This window comes from Daejeonella sp. H1SJ63 (assembly GCF_029360775.1).
Taxonomy (GTDB): domain Bacteria; phylum Bacteroidota; class Bacteroidia; order Sphingobacteriales; family Sphingobacteriaceae; genus Daejeonella.
In genome coordinates, this window is sequence record NZ_JARKMZ010000028.1 from 285,439 (window position 1) to 302,487 (window position 17,049).

At 41.0% G+C, this 17,049-nt stretch carries 12 protein-coding genes; 7 read left to right on the plus strand and 5 right to left on the minus strand.

The window, feature by feature from the left end:
- Positions 1 to 55: 55 nt before the first annotated feature.
- The 6 genes from P2W72_RS09180 to P2W72_RS09205 all read left to right on the plus strand — a co-directional run bounded on the left by P2W72_RS09180 (position 56) and on the right by P2W72_RS09205 (position 9,899).
- Positions 56 to 2,620 (plus strand): family 20 glycosylhydrolase, encoded by a 2,565-nt coding sequence (locus tag P2W72_RS09180; RefSeq protein WP_276361249.1) that lies wholly within the window; start codon positions 56 to 58, stop codon positions 2,618 to 2,620.
- Between the two features lie 123 nt (positions 2,621 to 2,743).
- Positions 2,744 to 3,520, plus strand: coding sequence for a carboxypeptidase-like regulatory domain-containing protein (locus tag P2W72_RS09185; RefSeq protein ID WP_276361251.1), 777 nt, complete (start codon positions 2,744 to 2,746; stop codon positions 3,518 to 3,520).
- A 227-nt stretch (positions 3,521 to 3,747) separates the two neighbouring features.
- The gene (locus P2W72_RS09190) at positions 3,748 to 4,350 is read left to right on the plus strand and encodes a TetR/AcrR family transcriptional regulator (protein WP_276361253.1); all 603 of its coding nucleotides are present in this window, start codon (positions 3,748 to 3,750) and stop codon (positions 4,348 to 4,350) included.
- 54 nt (positions 4,351 to 4,404) lie between these two features.
- Complete coding sequence (locus P2W72_RS09195) at positions 4,405 to 5,730, plus strand: TolC family protein (RefSeq protein WP_276361255.1); 1,326 nt, start codon at positions 4,405 to 4,407, stop codon at positions 5,728 to 5,730.
- Positions 5,731 to 5,738: 8 nt separating this feature from the next.
- Positions 5,739 to 6,800 (plus strand): efflux RND transporter periplasmic adaptor subunit, encoded by a 1,062-nt coding sequence (locus P2W72_RS09200; protein WP_276361257.1) that lies wholly within the window; start codon positions 5,739 to 5,741, stop codon positions 6,798 to 6,800.
- Between the two features lie 12 nt (positions 6,801 to 6,812).
- On the plus strand, positions 6,813 to 9,899 hold the full coding sequence (locus P2W72_RS09205) for an efflux RND transporter permease subunit (RefSeq protein ID WP_276361259.1): 3,087 nt from the start codon (positions 6,813 to 6,815) through the stop codon (positions 9,897 to 9,899).
- 35 nt (positions 9,900 to 9,934) lie between these two features.
- Here P2W72_RS09205 and P2W72_RS09210 read toward each other — a convergent pair whose 3' ends face one another.
- From P2W72_RS09210 to P2W72_RS09230, 5 genes are all read right to left on the minus strand, one after another.
- On the minus strand, positions 9,935 to 11,101 hold the full coding sequence (locus tag P2W72_RS09210) for a chromate transporter (protein ID WP_276361261.1): 1,167 nt from the start codon (positions 11,099 to 11,101) through the stop codon (positions 9,935 to 9,937).
- 9 nt (positions 11,102 to 11,110) lie between these two features.
- Positions 11,111 to 11,650, minus strand: a complete 540-nt coding sequence (locus P2W72_RS09215; protein WP_276361264.1) for a hypothetical protein — start codon at positions 11,648 to 11,650, stop codon at positions 11,111 to 11,113.
- Between the two features lie 74 nt (positions 11,651 to 11,724).
- Positions 11,725 to 12,582 (minus strand): chromate resistance protein ChrB domain-containing protein, encoded by an 858-nt coding sequence (locus tag P2W72_RS09220; RefSeq protein ID WP_276361266.1) that lies wholly within the window; start codon positions 12,580 to 12,582, stop codon positions 11,725 to 11,727.
- A gap of 59 nt (positions 12,583 to 12,641) precedes the next feature.
- On the minus strand, positions 12,642 to 14,870 hold the full coding sequence (locus tag P2W72_RS09225; RefSeq protein WP_276361268.1) for a M28 family metallopeptidase: 2,229 nt from the start codon (positions 14,868 to 14,870) through the stop codon (positions 12,642 to 12,644).
- A gap of 68 nt (positions 14,871 to 14,938) precedes the next feature.
- The gene (locus tag P2W72_RS09230) at positions 14,939 to 15,352 is read right to left on the minus strand and encodes an OsmC family protein (RefSeq protein ID WP_276361271.1); all 414 of its coding nucleotides are present in this window, start codon (positions 15,350 to 15,352) and stop codon (positions 14,939 to 14,941) included.
- A 248-nt stretch (positions 15,353 to 15,600) separates the two neighbouring features.
- On the opposite strand from P2W72_RS09230, the gene mnmE reads away from it, so the two are divergent.
- Positions 15,601 to 17,049 carry a tRNA uridine-5-carboxymethylaminomethyl(34) synthesis GTPase MnmE gene (mnmE, locus tag P2W72_RS09235; RefSeq protein WP_276361274.1) on the plus strand — a complete coding sequence of 483 codons (1,449 nt, stop codon included), beginning with the start codon at positions 15,601 to 15,603 and terminating at the stop codon, positions 17,047 to 17,049.

The following is a 17,049-nucleotide window of genomic DNA, read 5'->3' on the forward strand; positions in this document are numbered from 1 at the left end:
ATTCATGTCTGAGAGGATAATTTTGTAATTTTCACATAAAATAAGCTTTGATAATATGTACGTTAAACAAATCTGGAAGCCACTTTTTCTAGTCGTAATTGTAATTTTTTGCATTGTTTCTCCAGGACTTGCTCAGCAGAAAGATTATAAGATCAGTTTGCAGTGGCAGCCAATCCTGAATAATTTTGAAGGGAAGAACCAGTCTTTATCTGTTTTAAGTATAACGAACGGTTCTGAGTATGATTTGCCGCCACATGGATGGAGTTTATATTTCAATTACAGTGGCGACTTCCCTAAAGCCGACAGCAGGGGCTTCACTATCTCTTTCGTTAATGGAGATCTGTATAAAATTGAACCTAATGCTGCATCTGATGGGATATCTGCAGGAGCCAAAATCAATTTTCAAATGGTCAGATCCGGTAAAATTGATAATGTGACCCAATCGCCACAGGGTTTTTATTTAGTCTTTAATGATTCGCCCAATAAGGCCATACCGGTAAATTGTACTTATCCTGATCCTTCTTCCGAATTTCTGAAAGCTTTACCATCAGCAAAGACCTGGATGGATCCTGCATACGTATTTTTAAAGAATCAGGAAGTTCAGGATATACCGGAAGCGAAATTGCCACTGATATTTCCTAGCCCGGTATCATATAAAGCATTGAACGCTGAATTTACAATAAGCGGGAATACAAGTATTTCTGCCGATGTATTGTTTAGCAGGGAAGCGGCATACCTTTCTGATGAGCTTGGTAAATTGTTGATTTCCAAACCTCTGTTTAGCACAGGAGGTTCTGCGGCTATTGTTTTAAACAAAAATTCTCAGATTGCCTCAGAAGGATATGAATTAAATGTTTCTGAAAAGCGAATATTGATTTCAGCCTCAACCCCTGCAGGGGCATTTTATGGCATTCAGTCGTTGAAGAGTTTAATATCTCCATTAAGCTGGAAATCAAAGCAGCAGTCAGTTAACATTCAGGCTGTGGAGGTAAAGGATGAGCCTCGTTTCGGATACCGCAGTTTTATGCTCGATGTAGCCAGGAATTTTCAGCCAAAAGCAGAGATTTTCAAGGTGCTTGATCTGATGAGTTTATATAAGCTGAATGTTTTTCATTTTCATTTTTCTGAAGATGAGGGTTGGAGGGTGGAAATACCATCACTTCCCGAATTAACACAGGTTGGAAGTGTAAGAGGACATACTTCTGACAATAAGAGTAAGCTTCAGCCGGCTTTTGCTTCAGGAGGTGTTGCTGATCAATTGCCGGGAAGTGGTCATCTGAGCAGAAAAGATTTTATAGAAATGCTGAGGTACGCAACAGCAAGGCATATACAGGTGATACCTGAAATTGAATCTCCCGGACATGCACGTGCGGCAATTAAAGCCATGGAAAACCGGTATGAAAAGCTCATGAAAGCCGGTAAAACTGCAGAAGCTTCGAGATATCGATTGACCGATCCTCAGGACAAATCCAAATATCGTTCAGTTCAGGGTTGGGAAGACAATGTGATGGATGTTGCCCTGCCTTCGGTTTATAACTTTATTGAGAAAGTAACCGACGAACTTATACTGATGTACAAGGAAGCCGGAGCTCCTTTAAAAACAATTCATTACGGAGGTGATGAGGTTCCGGCTAAGGTCTGGGAAAAATCTCCGGCATATCTAAAGCTTAAAAGTACAAATCCCGGAATCAAATCAACCGATGACCTTTGGTATTACTATTTCGGGAAATTAAATGCAATGGCTAAAAAGCGTGGCTTATTTGTTTCGGGCTGGGAAGAAGCCGGAATGCGCAAAACTACTCTGGATGGTAAATCGCATTACATCGCTAACCCTGATTTTGCTGACGATCATTTTCAGTTGCATGTATGGAATAATGTGATTGGCTGGGGCGCTGAAGACCTCGCATACAGATTAGCCAATGGTGGCTATAAGGTTGTTCTGTCGCCTGTTTCCAATCAGTATTTTGATCTGGCATATAACAGTTCTTATTACGAACCCGGGTATAAATGGGGTGGGATGGTTGATGTAGATAAGCCCTACTATTTCATTCCTTTTGATTTTCTGAAAAACGTAAAGGAAGATGGACAGGGTATGCCGATTAAAAATCTGGATCAGACCAAAATGATCAGGCTTACAGATTATGGTAAATCAAATATTGTAGGATTACAGGGTTTGTTATGGTCTGAAAATAATGTTAGTACTGAAAGACTTGAGTACATGATGCTGCCAAAACTACTGGGACTGGCAGAACGTGCATGGGCACAGGAACCTGAATGGGCAATGGGCGAATCCACGGCATTAAATAACCTTTACTATTCCAATGCATGGTCTTTATTTTCAAATATCCTTGGCAAACGTGAATTGCCTCGTTTGAACTATTATCACGGAGGGTATTCTTATCGTATCCCGGAGGTTGGGTTGAAACTCAGTGGAGCGAAGGTGCATGCCAATATTCAGCTACCGGGTTTACAGATCAGATATACAACCGACGGAACAGAGCCACATGCCGGAAGCAGTTTATATACTGAACCGCTTTCTATAAAAGGGAAATTGCGCTTTGCAGCATTCGATGCGAATGGCAGAAGGGGTAGAGTTACTGAGGTTGAGAACATTAAGTGATAAAGGCTAATCTGTTTGTCTGAGCTCAGACAGATCTTCTTGTAACAAACATTTGTCAATATCCTCTAATTTCGAAAATATTGATATGAGAACTGTTTTTGCATTTATTGCTTTGTTCTTTTTTTGACCGGCATTTATGCCCAGACAACGCTTAGCGGATTTGTAAAAGATGCTGATAGCAATAAACCGCTTGCTTACGTGAATATTGGCCTGATTGGTAAAAATATTGGTACTGTTAGTAATAATGAGGGCGAATTTAAACTGACAATACCTGAGAATAATTTGGGGGATACGGTCAGGGTATCTATGCTGGGCTATAAACCAGCATTATATAAGGCTTCAGAGTTCATTCGATTATTTTCAGGCACTGCGATCTTACTGAAACCATCTTCGTATCTTTTACCTGATGTGCTTGTTTCAAACAGACCATTAAAGGAAAAAGTTTTGGGTAATCCAACAGAATCACAGAGTTCTACAGTAAGTTTTACCTCAGATGATTTGGGAAATGAGATCGGCATTTTAATTAAGATCAAAAAATCACCAAGCTATCTTAAATCATTCAGTGCCTCTATTGCTTCCACAAATAATATTCCTGTTAAAGTACGTTTGAATTTTTATAGTGTGAAGAACGGAATGCCCGATCAATTGCTTCACGACCGTAATATCTTTGTCAGAATTCCGGCAAAGAATGAAAAATTAACAATCGATCTGAGTTCTTATCACATTGTTGCCGAAGACGACTTTTTCGTCAGCCTTGAGTGGATCGAAAGCTCTAAAAAGCAGGTGATGTTTTCCGGTAGTCTGTTTGGAAGTCCGCTCATTGCCCGTGAAACCAGCCAGGGTGATTGGGAAAAGGTTAGTTTTTTCGGAGTAGGATTTACTGTAAAGGTGGCTTATTAAAGACTTTCGAAATCAGTTTGTGATTAATCAGCATACTGTTTATCTGCTATACTGTTCCTCATTACATTCGCAATTTATACTTCGATTTACTGAGTTTTATCATATTGAGAAGGTAGGCCTGTAGCCTCAAAAATGTGATTCTCATCATTTTATGATTTTTTATAACCCTTGTTCAAATTCTTTATTTACTTTTGTAAGTGAACGCTCACTATTTTAATTATTAATGAATGAAAATATCTCAAAAGTACAGTTTTACTGAAAGGCAAATTGCGATCATGCAGGCTGCTACTCAGCGCATTGATAAACATGGAATTCAGGATCTGACTATTAAGAATCTGGCAGCGGATCTGGGTTTGTCGGAGGCGGCTCTGTACCGGCATTTTAAAAGTAAAAATGAGATTTTAATGGGATTACTGAATTATTTTATTCAGGAAATGGAACTCAGACTTTCTGCAATAATCAGTGGTACAGAAATACATGCAGATGTTCTGTTAAAAATGATTTTTGATTCGCAGTTAAACAGTTTTGTGAAAAATCCGGCAATTGTGAGTGTTATTTTTTCTGAAGGGATTTTTCAATTCAATAAGGACCTGAACGAAAGAGTAATGGCGATGATGAAGATGATGCAAATCATTATCCAATCGGTTATAGTAAAGGGTATTGATGCGGGAGAGATTAAAAAAATTGCAGATCCGTCTACTATAACAACCATTATTATGGGGAGTATGCGCATGACCGTTTTGAAATGGAAATTATCCGGTCATAAATCAAATCTTCCCGGTGATGGGAATACTGTATTGTCAGGAATTCTGAGCATGATTAAAAAGTAAGTTTTTAGTTTTTTATTAAATGAATCTGATTGTATCATTCTTAATTTATTAAATATGAAGTTAGTAAGTATTTACAAACAAACTCTTCTGGTCGCCTTGCTTTTACTGGTATCGTACAGTTCTGAAGCCCAGCAATTGACATTAGAACAATGTATTGATACTGCTCAGATCCACAATAAAAGCCTGCAGATGAGCCGAAACAATGTGTTGATCCTTGAACAGAAAGAGAAGGAGGCAAAGGCAAATTTGCTGCCTAAGCTTGCGCTTAATGCGGATTACCGGTATTTCACAGATCAGCCTACCCAGTTAATGCCACAATCGGTATTTGGCGGACCAACAGGGACGTTCAAAGAAGCTCAATTTGGTGTTCCGCATAATATTAATGCTAATATTCAATTCTCGATGCCGCTGTATAATGCTCAGCTGAACAGTACGGTAGAGAACAGTAAAATTGCTTCAGAACTGAGCGGACTTCAATATCAGCGCACTGCAGAACAGGTCATATATGATATTTCAACTCTGTATTATAATGCTCAGGTCTTGTACCATCAGCAGAATTTTATAGACAGCAATCTGGTTAATGCCGGTAAATTGCTGAGAAATATGAATCTTTTGCATGAACATTTACTTGCTAAAAGCTCTGACGTTAGTAAAGTACAGCTGCAGCTTGAACAATTGAACATTCAGAAAGAAACTGTAAAGAGCAGATATGTGCAGGTATTAAATACCCTTAAATTTCTGATGGGATTACCATTGGAGACTCAGCTGAGTATCGATCCTAAGATCAGATATGATATCAATCAGGAATACTCAGGTTTATCTACCCTGGATATCCGGCAGGCAAAAATTCAATCGCGCTTACTTTCAGGTGAACTGAATACAATTAAATATTCCAGACTGCCCAGTTTGTCGTTGTTCGGTTCACAGGGAACTTCAGGTTTTGGATACGACAAAAAGCCTGATCAGTTTGTAAAATTCTTCCCTTTAGGATTTGCAGGCATACAATTGTCATATCCAATATTCCAGGGGACCGTAATGAAGCATAAGATCAATCAGAAAAAATATGAGCTGCAAAACAATGAGCTGCAGATAAGTTTATTGACTGAACAAAATCTAATGCAGGTTGAGAATGCACGAATGCTGAGAAATGTGGCACGAAAATCAGCTGAAACAGGTCTGATGCAGATCAGGCTTGCTCAGATAATCTACGATCAGAATGTTATGCAGCAAAAGGAGGGGACTGCTGGTTTAACGGATGTTCTTTTAGCAGATAATTCTTTGCGGGAAGCGCAGCAGTCTTATTTAAATACGGTGGTTGATTATCTGAAGGCAGATCTCGAGTATAAAAAATTAAGTGGGAATATTAAGTCATTAAAATAATAGCAGCGATGAAGATCACAATTAAAAAAATCCTGTACATCATTATTCCGGCAGTAATTGTCATTCTTGCAGTTATCAGGCTGAAGAGTAATAAGGAAAAAACTCAAAAAGGAGTTTATCATTATAGCAAAGAGCAGATAATTTATGTTCGGGCGGATACGGTGAAGTTTGAAAATGTCAGTTCAGCTTTGAAGTATACAGGTTCGTTTGAACCTTTCAAAGAGAGCCGGATCAGTTCTGAATTACAGGGGAAAATCAATGAGATTCTGGTGGCCGAAGGGAACTTAGTTAAAAAGGGACAGGCCATTATTCAGTTGGATAATTCATTGTTAAAGCTGTCTTTGCAATCTGCTATTGTTCAGAAGGAAGGTCTGGAAGCTGATGTGAAGCGATTCGGAATCCTTGTTAAAGCCGATGCGATCCAGGGAATTCAGCTTGAAAAAGCAGAATTAGGTTTAAGATCAGCGAAGGTGCAGGTAGCTACACTGCTCGAGCAGATAAATAAGTCTACTATCAGGGCACCGTTCACGGGGATTGTAACGGCTAAATTAACTGAGGTGGGCGCATTTGCTTCACCGGGTATTCCATTACTTCAGATCTCTGATATTTCCAGATTGAAATTTATTGTAAATGTGCCTGAAGCTGATTTAAATCAGTTTCGTTTAAATCAAACCTATTCTATCAGTTCAGATGCCTACCCCAACCTTGAATTATCAGCTAAAGTTGCGATGATAGGCAGTAAAGCTAATGCAGGGAATAGCTTTCCGGTACAATTGCTTGTCAATAATACAGCAGATTTAAAGATAAAGTCAGGCATGTTTGGAAATGTGATTCCGGAAAATCCAGAAGCAGAACAGGGAATTTTCGTCCCTTCATCTGCTTTGTTGGGCACTTCAGATCAGCCTCAAATTTATCTGATCAGAAATGGGAAGGCTGTTTTGCAAAAAATAGTGATCGATGCTAAGGTGAATAATACCAGCAGGGTTTCTTCCGGAATAAAAGCGGGTGATGTGATAATCACAGGAGGTATGATCAATCTGTTTAATGGTGCTAATGTACAGGTAAGGTAAAATCATTGAATTATGAATATTACAGAAATTTCAATCAAACGACCTTCGCTGATCATTGTTTTATTCAGTGTATTTGCTCTTTTAGGCTTTATCGGATATAAGAATCTCAGCTATGAGCTTATGCCTGATTTTAACCAGCCCGTTGTGGTTATAAAAACAGGCTATCCCGGAGCAGAGCCTGAAGAGGTTGAGACATCCGTATCCAGAAAAATTGAGGATGCTCTTTCAAATGTTGAGGGAGTGGATTATCTGGTTACCAAATCATTGCCGAATGCCTCTGTGATCATTGCCAATCTGAAATATGGAACCGATCTGGATAAAACCATGCAGGATGCACAGCGCTATATCGATAACATAAGGAAAGATCTTCCGGCGGATATATTAAGTCCTGTGATGAGCAAGGTCTCGCCAAATGATCTTCCGATCATGTCGGTTAGTGCCAACAGTAATATGCCGGCAACTGAGTTTTATCAGAAAATGAAGGACGAGTATCTTCCACAGATCCAACAGATTAAAGGTGTTGCAGAAATCACCATCCTTGGCGGCGAAGAGAGGGAAGTACAGGTAAAAGTAGATGTCAATAAACTCAAGTTTTATAAAGTTTCGCTTTCTCAGGTTGTTGAGGCTATTAATCGTTCAGGAATTGATCTGCCTTCGGGCAAAGTGCAGACAGACATGGAGTTGAGTTCGGTAAGATTAAGCGGGAAGTTTAAATCTACTGATGATCTTAAAAATGTTCAGGTTGCTATGCCCTTGCCGGGCAGTCCGGTTTATGTCAGGGATGTTGCTGAGGTGACAGACGGGATTAAGGAAGCTGAATCTGTTAACCGTTATAATGGGCGTAATGGAATCGGACTTCTGTTAAAAAAACAGGGAGATGCTAATGCTGTTGAGGTCTCAAAACTGGTCAGGGAGAAGTTTAAGTTTATTGAGAAACAGAATACAGCCATGGGGCTAAGCTTTATCATTGCTTCTGATAGCACGGATAACACCATTGCGGCAGTTGATTCAGTAATTTTCGATTTGATCCTCGCTGTAATACTGGTTTCAGTAGTCATGCTATTGTTTCTTCGCAGTTTCAGGAATTCCCTGATTGTGTTAGTGGCTATTCCAACTTCACTGATCACAGCATTTGCTGTGATGTGGCTGCTTGGATATACGCTGAATCTGATGACTTTACTGGCTATGTCATTGATTATCGGTATTCTGGTCGATGATGCCACAGTAGTATTGGAAAACATTCAGAAGCATCTGGATATGGGGAAAGAAAGACGTAAAGCAGCTATGGATGGCCGGATGGAAATTGGGTTTTCGGCTTTGTCAATAACTCTTGTTGATGTGGTGGTATTTTTGCCTATTCTTTTTTTGCAGGTCTTTGTGGCCGATATGCTGAAGCAGTTTTCTGTTGTTGTAATTACCTCAACGTTAACCAGTTTGCTGGTAGGATTTACACTGACACCCTGGATGGCCTCACGTATTGGTGTTAAGGAAGATTTGAAGCCTGGTAATTTCTTTAATCGTTTTTTACTCTGGTTTGAACGACAGCTGGAGAGTTTTATCAATTGGTATGGAAGAGCACTTGACTGGATATTAAGACATAAATTGGTATTTGGCGGAATTATACTCCTGTTATTTGTGATGACTGCAGGAATAATGAAGCAGGGCATCATTGGCAAGGAACTTATTTCCACTGGCGATCAGGGTAAATTCAGAATGAACCTGGAATTTGATAAATCAACGTCTCTGGAGCAAAATAATGCGGTTTCGTATGAGATAGAAACATTTATTTTAAAGAATCCTGCCGTTGCAACGGTTTTCAGTAATGTAGGCGGACCAAGCACCGGAATCGGAAGTCTGGGGCAGGGGTCAGCCAATAAAACTGAATTTACGATTCAGCTGAAACCTGTATCAGAAAGGGCGAAACAGCCTACTGAAGAGTTTATGAAAAACCTTCGTGAAGACCTGAAAGTCAAATTTCCGGGAGTGAACTATTCTATGGCATCATTGGGTTTAATTCCCCGTTCAGCTCCTGTTGAACTTACTTTAAGCGGCAGTAATGAGGAGATGGTGATGCAGGCCGGAGCTCAGATGCAATCGGCTATCGGACAAATCCCCGGTGCAGATAATGTCCGTTTGTCTGTTGAACCCGGAAGCCCTGAATATAAAGTGGTTCCTGATAAAGATAAAATGCAGCGTTTGGGTTTAAGTACTGCTTATGTGGGAATGGCATTGAGAACAGCGTTTACCGGAAATGATGATGCAACTTTAACAGAAAATGGTACTGAATATCCTGTCAGGATCTGGCTGGATCAATTCAGCCGTCAAAATTATGAAGATGTAAAGCATTTAACTGTAATCAATCCAATGGGTATACCGGTAGAAGTTTCCCAGTTTGCAAGTATTGAACAAAGCAGTTCTGCATCATTGCTTGAACGTAAAGACAGACAACCTGCTGTTACACTGACCGCTGAAGCATTGGGGCGTCCTTCAGGTACAGTTGCAGATGATGTAGTGGCTTATCTTAAAGCTAATCCTTTACCTGGCGATATTCAAATGACCTGGGGAAGTGATATTAAAAGACAGAACGATAGTTTTGGTGCCCTGGGTTCGGTCTTACTTATTTCCTTTCTGCTCATATACCTGATTATGGTGGCACTTTACGATAGTTTTGTTTATCCTTTTGTGGTTCTGTTTTCTATACCTGTGGCATTAATCGGAGCATTTTTCGCTCTAAACCTTTCAATGAATAATCTGAGTTTGTTTGCATTACTTGGTCTGATTATGCTGATGGGTCTGGTAGTGAAAAATGCAATTCTGATTGTCGATTTTACTAATCAGTTAAAGGCAGAAGGGATGCACTTCAGGCAGGCATTGATTACCGCCGGAAAAGGAAGGATGCGGCCGATCCTGATGACTACCCTGTCTATGGTTATAGGGATGCTGCCAATAGCCCTGGCTTCAGGTACGGCATCAGAATGGAAAAACGGACTGGCCTGGGTCATTATCGGGGGACTTTTATCCTCATTAATCCTGACTGTTTTTCTGGTGCCGGTGATTTATTATCTGGTTGACAATCTGAAAGAAAGGTGGGCTAAATAAGGTATTAAGGTACATAAGCTTGATGATGAAAAGGGCTAAATCAGATTTTTTATCAAAATACCGATAATTGCCGTCGCTAAGATCACTTGCGGTTCCTGAATCTTTTTGATATAAATCAGTGCAAGTAATGTCCCGGTTGCAATAAATGCAGTTGGGATATCTGTAATTGACCGGGTGGCAATAATGATGACAGTTCCCAACAAGGAACCGATTACAGCCGCGGTTATTCCATCAACAAATGCCTTGATGCTTTCATTTTTTGAGATCTTTTTGAATGATGGAGCAAGGATTACAGTGAACAAAAAGCATGGTAGGAAAGTGGCCAGAGCGGCTATGGAAGCACCCGGAAATCCTGCAATCAGATAACCGATAAATCCAACTGTGATCACAACAGGCCCGGGGGTAATCATGGCTACAGCTACAGCGTCAATAAACTGACTTTCATTTAACCATTGATATTCTACTACTAATCCGGCATGCAGGAAAGGAACAATAGCCAGACCACTTCCAAAAACAAAGGCTCCTGCTTTCAGAAAGAAAATGCCGATTTCAAATAGCTTATCATCAGGAAATGCCCAAAAGCTAACTCCAGTAAGTAAAAATGCAGGTAAAGTCACCGGTTTTTTTATCCATTTTGGAGGTGACTTGTACAGAAGATAGATTATTCCGCAGAGTACGAAAAGCAGGATTTCCTCCCTTTGCCTTACTACGGTTAATGTTACTCCGGTGAGATAGAAAATCCATAAGAGCCAGTTTTTTTTGATTGATGTGATGTGTAATTTGCCCAGAGACTTAACCGTGAGCTTATAGGCACTGATTGCGATGATCCCGATTACACCGGCGCTTACTCCATAGAAAACATCTCTCATCCATGACAATCCACTATACGATTCGTAAGCCACTCCCAGAGCAAGAACCATCAAAAATGAGGGTAAGACGAAGGCCAGGCCTGCCAGGGTAGCTCCGAATAGGCCATAGTGCACAAAACCAATATAGATTCCCAGTTGTGCTGCGAGCGGACCGGGTGCCAGTTGAGCCAGAGCAAGCCCTTCCTTATATTCCTCTTCGTGGAGCCATTTTCGGCCCTCAACCAGGTCGCGGTGCATATACGCAACCAGAGCTACCGGACCACCAAAGCCCCAGGTGCCCAGTTTCAGAAAGTAAATGACCAATTCCCTGAGTGTATATTTTTTCTGGTTCATGATTTTTATTTAAAAACCTATTCCGAACTGAAATGCGATGGTTGACGATATTGGTAATGAATTACCAAATCTCACCGGAAGAGGAATTGCCGCAAAGTAGCTGTGGTGTTTCTTTTTGACCAGCACTTTGTTCAATACAGGGGTAAATCCATAGCGTCCGGAGGTTTCAAAAGCAGCCCTTCCCGCAAAAGTAAGGCCCTTGCCCAAAGCGAACAGTATACCCGGATGGATGAGTGTATTGCTTACCCGGCTGCTGCCGTTTTCTGCCCTTACAGATGGCACTATTTCTAATGAAAAGCCAATTTTTGAGCTTTCCCAGATATTAATTCCTAAGGGCATTCCAACAGTATAACTCTCTTTAAAATTAGAATGAGTACCTGTGCTGCTGAAGGAAATTAAAGGATGAACAATACCAACGTGACCAGCAATTCGCGGGTATGCAGTGCTATTTATTTGTGCTGAAAGTTTATGCGGGTAGCAAATGATCGTGTACAACAGGACCGGTTTTAAGAGGAACCGGCTTATGAGAAATACTAAGTTATTCTTCATTATTTTGTCAGAGATAGAATTTTGTTTATCTCTGACAATGTTAGAAAGTCAAAAGTGGGATAAATAGAATACAATTAACCTTTTGTATCTTTTTTACTTTTCAGAAGATTTTTTCTGAAGATTGAGGGGTTCTCACCGGTTTGTTTTTTGAAAATCCTGGTAAAGTGACTCTGATCAGAAAACCCGGTCAGATAAGCTATTTCGGAAAGAGAGTAAGCCGGATTTTCCAATAATCCGATGGCTTTATCAATTCTTAATTTACGGATATATTCTCCAAATGAAAGATCATCGAAATGCCTTGAGAACTCTCTTGATAAGTAGGCCGGATGAACATTCAGTTCAGAGGAGATGTCTTTCAGATTTAAATTCAGATTAAAATCCAGCTGATCCTGGATAATTTCTTTTATCTCCTTAGCCCATGCCGGTGTTTTTTTGGCTGAACCCTGTTTCAGAAATTTATGGTAAACATCGAGCAGGATATGATCAACCGGATTTTGAGTATGCCTGATATCTTTCAAGTGTTTAGCCCAGCTATACAGCGCATCATAAATAACTATTCCGGCAGCCAGTAATTCCTGATCATCACGAATATTAAAAGCCAGTCCTGCAGAGATTGCCCATAAGCCCGAAGCCTGATTGGCCAGATGGTGGACATCGGTATCTGCCCCACGTATGATGGGAGCCATTACCTGCAGGGCTGGATCGTTTAGCTCATATTTTTCAAGAAGTTTATCAAAGGTACATTTGTCGGCATGATGGCTTAATTCAATATCAGGGATATCAAATGGTATGGCATCCAGTATTTCAGCCTGTTTTAATACCTCATTAAATGGAACATAATAAAACTCTGCAGCCGGATCTATAAAGCGCCTGATCAGCCAGGGGCAGGCAATACGATCAATTTTAGGGCGTTCCCTGGTAATCCATTTCATGTGTGCAATATAAAGAATACGAAATCACCTGCAGATCTCTAAGGTGATTTCGTATTCTTTTAATCTGCCAGTTTTGTAGTTGATTTCAAATGTTCGGCCAAACCGCTGATCATATTTGCAGCAATTCTGATCTGATCCTGAGCCTCTTTCCAATCGCGCTGCTCAATGGCTTCACGTATTCCGGGCATGGTTTTTACCCCATAGCCGGTATAGAATCCGGGAGCATAAAGCGTATGTTTATACCATGGACGTCTTGGTAAACCGTCCGGGTTCAGCAGACTTTGTTCTGCACGATATAGTGCTTCATTAATTGCTCTTAAGGATTTTAAAGGGGTATTTTCATTATTCAATCTTTCAGATAATGCATTTGCCGACTGATCCAGCTGTACCAGTGAGTTCTGAAGTGCTGAGAAATCGATGAAAGGTACCTCTGTTTTTGTAACAGGTAGTTTCGCTGGTTTAGCAGGATCAGCTGCCAGTTTATGATTGTTTCCCTGAATTACCTGATTATAGATGAGTGTAGATTCTCTCATCTGATCAGTCATGCTGATCATCTCATTTACATATGAAGAGATCGTTTTATGAAGGTTTTTGAATTCGAAAGGAAGTGTATCTGCATTAGCCATTCTAAGTACAGCACGGCCAATTGTTTGAGAAAGCGCACGGCCATAATTAAAGCCCGGATCACCGAATTTGCTGTAATAATCATAAGAATCGTAGGCAGTATGATACTCTCCGCCTGCATTCTCTCCACCATAATAAATGTTCAGAGAAGGAATACCGGCATGTTGCAGGAAAGCTGAATAGTCAGACCCGGAACCCAGTGCACCGATAGTCATTGATTTTCTGGCTAAATTATCCTTTTTAGCTTTGTCTGTTCCGGCATTTACGATGTCTTTTGCTTTCAGGCGGTCAAAAACACTTACATTGGTTTGAGGATCAGTCACATCTTTTGCAATCCCGTCAATCATAGCTTCCAGTCCGTGTGAGCCTGCTACTGATAAAAATCCACGCCCGTTTCCATCAGAATTGATATAAACTACTGCTTTTTGTTTCAGCTCAGCGGCATGATCTTCTACCCATTCGGTTGAGCCTATCAGTCCCGGTTCTTCAGCATCCCATGCGCAATAAACCAGTGTACGTTTGGGCTTATATCCATTTTTAACCAATTCGCCAATGGCTTTGGCTTCTTCCATCATGGCGGCAATTCCACTGATCGGATCATTGGCCCCGGTATTCCATCCATCATGGTGATTGCCCCGTACCACCCACTGGTCGGGATATTCTGCCCCCCTGATTTTTGCGATCACATTGTAGGCTGGTACGATCTTCCAGTCGAATTCGACCTTTAAGCGCACGGAAGTTTTACCCGGGCCGATATGATAGGTAAATGGCAAAGCTCCCCGCCAGTCCTCAGGAGCAACCGGTCCGCCGAGCGATTGAAGCAGCGGCTGAGCATCATGATAGCTAATCGGTAAGACAGGAATCTTCAGCAGGTTTTCTGCATCCTCACGTTCCAGACGTTTGGCATTTTCAGTAGCACCAATAAAAGGGGTTAATGGATCACCCGGATAAACAACCATATCCATGATTGATCCGCGCTGAACGCCAAATTCATTTTTAAAACTTCCCTTTGGATATACATCTCCCTGGAAATAACCATCTTCCATCGGGTCAGAGTAAATAATACAGCCTATAGCACCATGCTCCTGAGCCACTTTGGGCTTAATTCCGCGCCATGATCTTCCGTATCGGGCAATTACGATCTTGCCCTTTACATCAATGCCCAGCTTATCGAGCACTTCATAATCCTCAGGCAGGCCAAAGTTTACAAATACCAGTTCGGCATTAACATCCCCGTCGGCACTCCATGCATTGTAGGAGGGAAGCTGATCCGGATGTCCGGAGGTCGCATCTTCTTTCAAAGCCGGTTCTTTCAGTAAAGCCCTGAACTTTGTTGGTGCAGTCATTTCCAGAATTCGCACTTTAGGCTTCGGAAACAGAACCTGATAGGTTTCAATTTCAGCATCCCAGCCGTAGCTTTTGAATTTGGCAAGGAGGTTTTCTGCAACCTCTTTACTTCCAACTGATCCTAAATAATGAGGTTTCAGCGTAAGCTCTTTGATGGTTTTGCCGATGCTTTCGCTGCTGATTAAGGCATCGAATTTAGCCTCAGTTTGTTGCTGCGAATTGCGATTGCCGGCTTTAAAGCCACTCAGATTTTGCGAATACACCGATGCGGAACTGAGCAGCAGGGCAGCAGTTAAATTCAAATAGAATTTGTTCATGTTATTGTTTTACTGATCATTAGCTTAGGATTCCTGAGAATATACGGACAGAACTATATCCAATACCCTTAAGATTCAAGTACAGCCTGAACGCTGATTTCGGTATTTAATAATTTTGAAATCGGACAATTAACCTTTGCATCTGCTACTGCTTCGTCAAATTTTTCCTGACTGATACCCGGAATTTTGGCATTCAGTGTCAGATGTGAAGAAGTGATTGCTCCATTTTCAAGAGTAATATCGCATCTGGTGGTCAGTTTTTCTGCAGTAAAACCTGCCCCATCAAGCACGAATGAAAGCTTCATGGAAAAACAGCCTGCATGAGCTGCAGCGACCAGTTCTTCCGGATTGGTTCCGATACCTTCTTCAAACCTGGATGTATAGGAATATTGGCTGTTGTTAAGAATTCCACTTTGAGCACTTAATACACCTTTACCATCTTTACCGCTTCCCTGCCATACGGCTGTTGCATTTCTTTTCATCTTTTTATTTTGTTTTTTTTTAAGGTTATGAACCTACCTGCGGTAGGCAGGCCTACCGGCAGGTAGGCCTATCATGATTTAATAATTATACCCCTGCGGGTTTTGGCCAAATCATGATGATTTCATAATTATTTTATTACTCGCTTAATTATTAGGGAAACAAAGTTCCCTTTTCCATAGCAAGATAGTAAAATCTCTTTTATCCTGCATGGATAATAACGACATTTGACTGATCAATACCTAATACCATGTCTGATAAGCCTGTCTATAATTCTGATACGATCATTGCGCTTGCTACCCCCTCGGGTGTAGGAGCTATTGGAGTAATACGTCTTTCCGGACCGGAGGCAATCAGTCTGGTGAATGAGGTATTTAACGGAAAAGATCTGAGTATCCAGCACAGTCATACCATTCATTTTGGAACCATCAGGGATGGTAAGCAAATTCTGGATGAGGTATTGGTTTCGATCTTTATTGGCCCCAAGTCTTATACCCGTGAAAATGTAGTGGAGATATCTACACATGGTTCTGCCTTTATTATCGAAAGCATCATTAAACTGTTGATCCGAAAAGGGGCGAGACCGGCCAATCCCGGAGAATTTACTTTAAGGGCATTTTTAAACGGACAGCTGGATTTGTCGCAGGCAGAAGCAGTTGCCGACCTGATCGCTTCCAATTCTCAGGCATCCCATCAGGTTGCGATGCAGCAGATGCGGGGCGGTTTTTCTTCGGAGTTGCAGCATCTGCGTGATCAGCTGATCCATTTTGCCTCTATGATTGAGCTCGAGCTTGATTTCGGGGAAGAAGATGTGGAATTTGCCAACCGGGATGACCTGAAAGCTTTGATCTATCAGATTAACCGTATTCTGCATAAGCTCATCGCCTCTTTTGAGCAGGGTAATGTGATGAAAAACGGAGTGCCTGTGGTTATTGCGGGCAAGCCGAATGTGGGTAAGTCGACACTTTTGAATGCTTTGTTAAACGAGGAAAGAGCCATAGTTTCGGAAATTGCCGGTACCACCCGCGATACAGTAGAGGATGAAATGATCATCGGCGGATTGCGTTTCCGTTTTATCGATACAGCCGGTATTCGCGATACTGAAGATATTATTGAGGCCAAAGGTGTGGAACGCACCCATGAAAAGATTAAACAGGCTAAACTGATTATTTATCTTATCGATCCTGCTCAGGATATAAAGGAGATTGAAGAACAGATTACTTATCTCGGAAGTTTGGGAATTCCTTTTTTAACTGTAGTTAATAAGAAGGATCTGGTTACCAGTGAATTTGAGAATCAGTTGTCAGTTATCAGTTATCAGTTGTCAGAAAGCAGCGCTGAACATTCATCTGAAGACTCTGGTAACAGACAACATACAACAGATAACCGGATAATCTACATTTCTGCCAAAAACAAAACCGGCATTGAAGAGCTTAAGTCTGAGATTTTACGCAAAGTCAATCTGCATGCTATCAATACAGACGATGTACTGATTTCCAATATACGCCATCTGGAAGCCCTTCAGAAGACAGAAGAATCATTGAACAGGGTACTTGAAAATATTGATAATCCGGTGACTTCCGATTTTCTGGCTATGGATATCAAGCAGGCACTTTATTATCTGGGTGAAATCACGGGGCAGGTTACGACGGATGATTTGCTGGAGACGATTTTTAGTAAGTTTTGTATTGGAAAGTAG

Coding starts and splice junctions, on each gene's coding strand:
- P2W72_RS09180 (WP_276361249.1), top strand. CDS start 56: ATGTACGTTAAACAAATCTGGAAGCCACTTTTTCTAGTCGTAATTGTA.
- P2W72_RS09190 (WP_276361253.1), top strand. CDS start 3,748: ATGAAAATATCTCAAAAGTACAGTTTTACTGAAAGGCAAATTGCGATC.
- P2W72_RS09195 (WP_276361255.1), top strand. CDS start 4,405: ATGAAGTTAGTAAGTATTTACAAACAAACTCTTCTGGTCGCCTTGCTT.
- P2W72_RS09200 (WP_276361257.1), top strand. CDS start 5,739: ATGAAGATCACAATTAAAAAAATCCTGTACATCATTATTCCGGCAGTA.
- P2W72_RS09205 (WP_276361259.1), top strand. CDS start 6,813: ATGAATATTACAGAAATTTCAATCAAACGACCTTCGCTGATCATTGTT.
- P2W72_RS09210 (WP_276361261.1), bottom strand. CDS start 11,101: ATGAACCAGAAAAAATATACACTCAGGGAATTGGTCATTTACTTTCTG.
- P2W72_RS09215 (WP_276361264.1), bottom strand. CDS start 11,650: ATGAAGAATAACTTAGTATTTCTCATAAGCCGGTTCCTCTTAAAACCG.
- P2W72_RS09220 (WP_276361266.1), bottom strand. CDS start 12,582: ATGAAATGGATTACCAGGGAACGCCCTAAAATTGATCGTATTGCCTGC.
- P2W72_RS09225 (WP_276361268.1), bottom strand. CDS start 14,870: ATGAACAAATTCTATTTGAATTTAACTGCTGCCCTGCTGCTCAGTTCC.
- P2W72_RS09230 (WP_276361271.1), bottom strand. CDS start 15,352: ATGAAAAGAAATGCAACAGCCGTATGGCAGGGAAGCGGTAAAGATGGT.
- mnmE (WP_276361274.1), top strand. CDS start 15,601: ATGTCTGATAAGCCTGTCTATAATTCTGATACGATCATTGCGCTTGCT.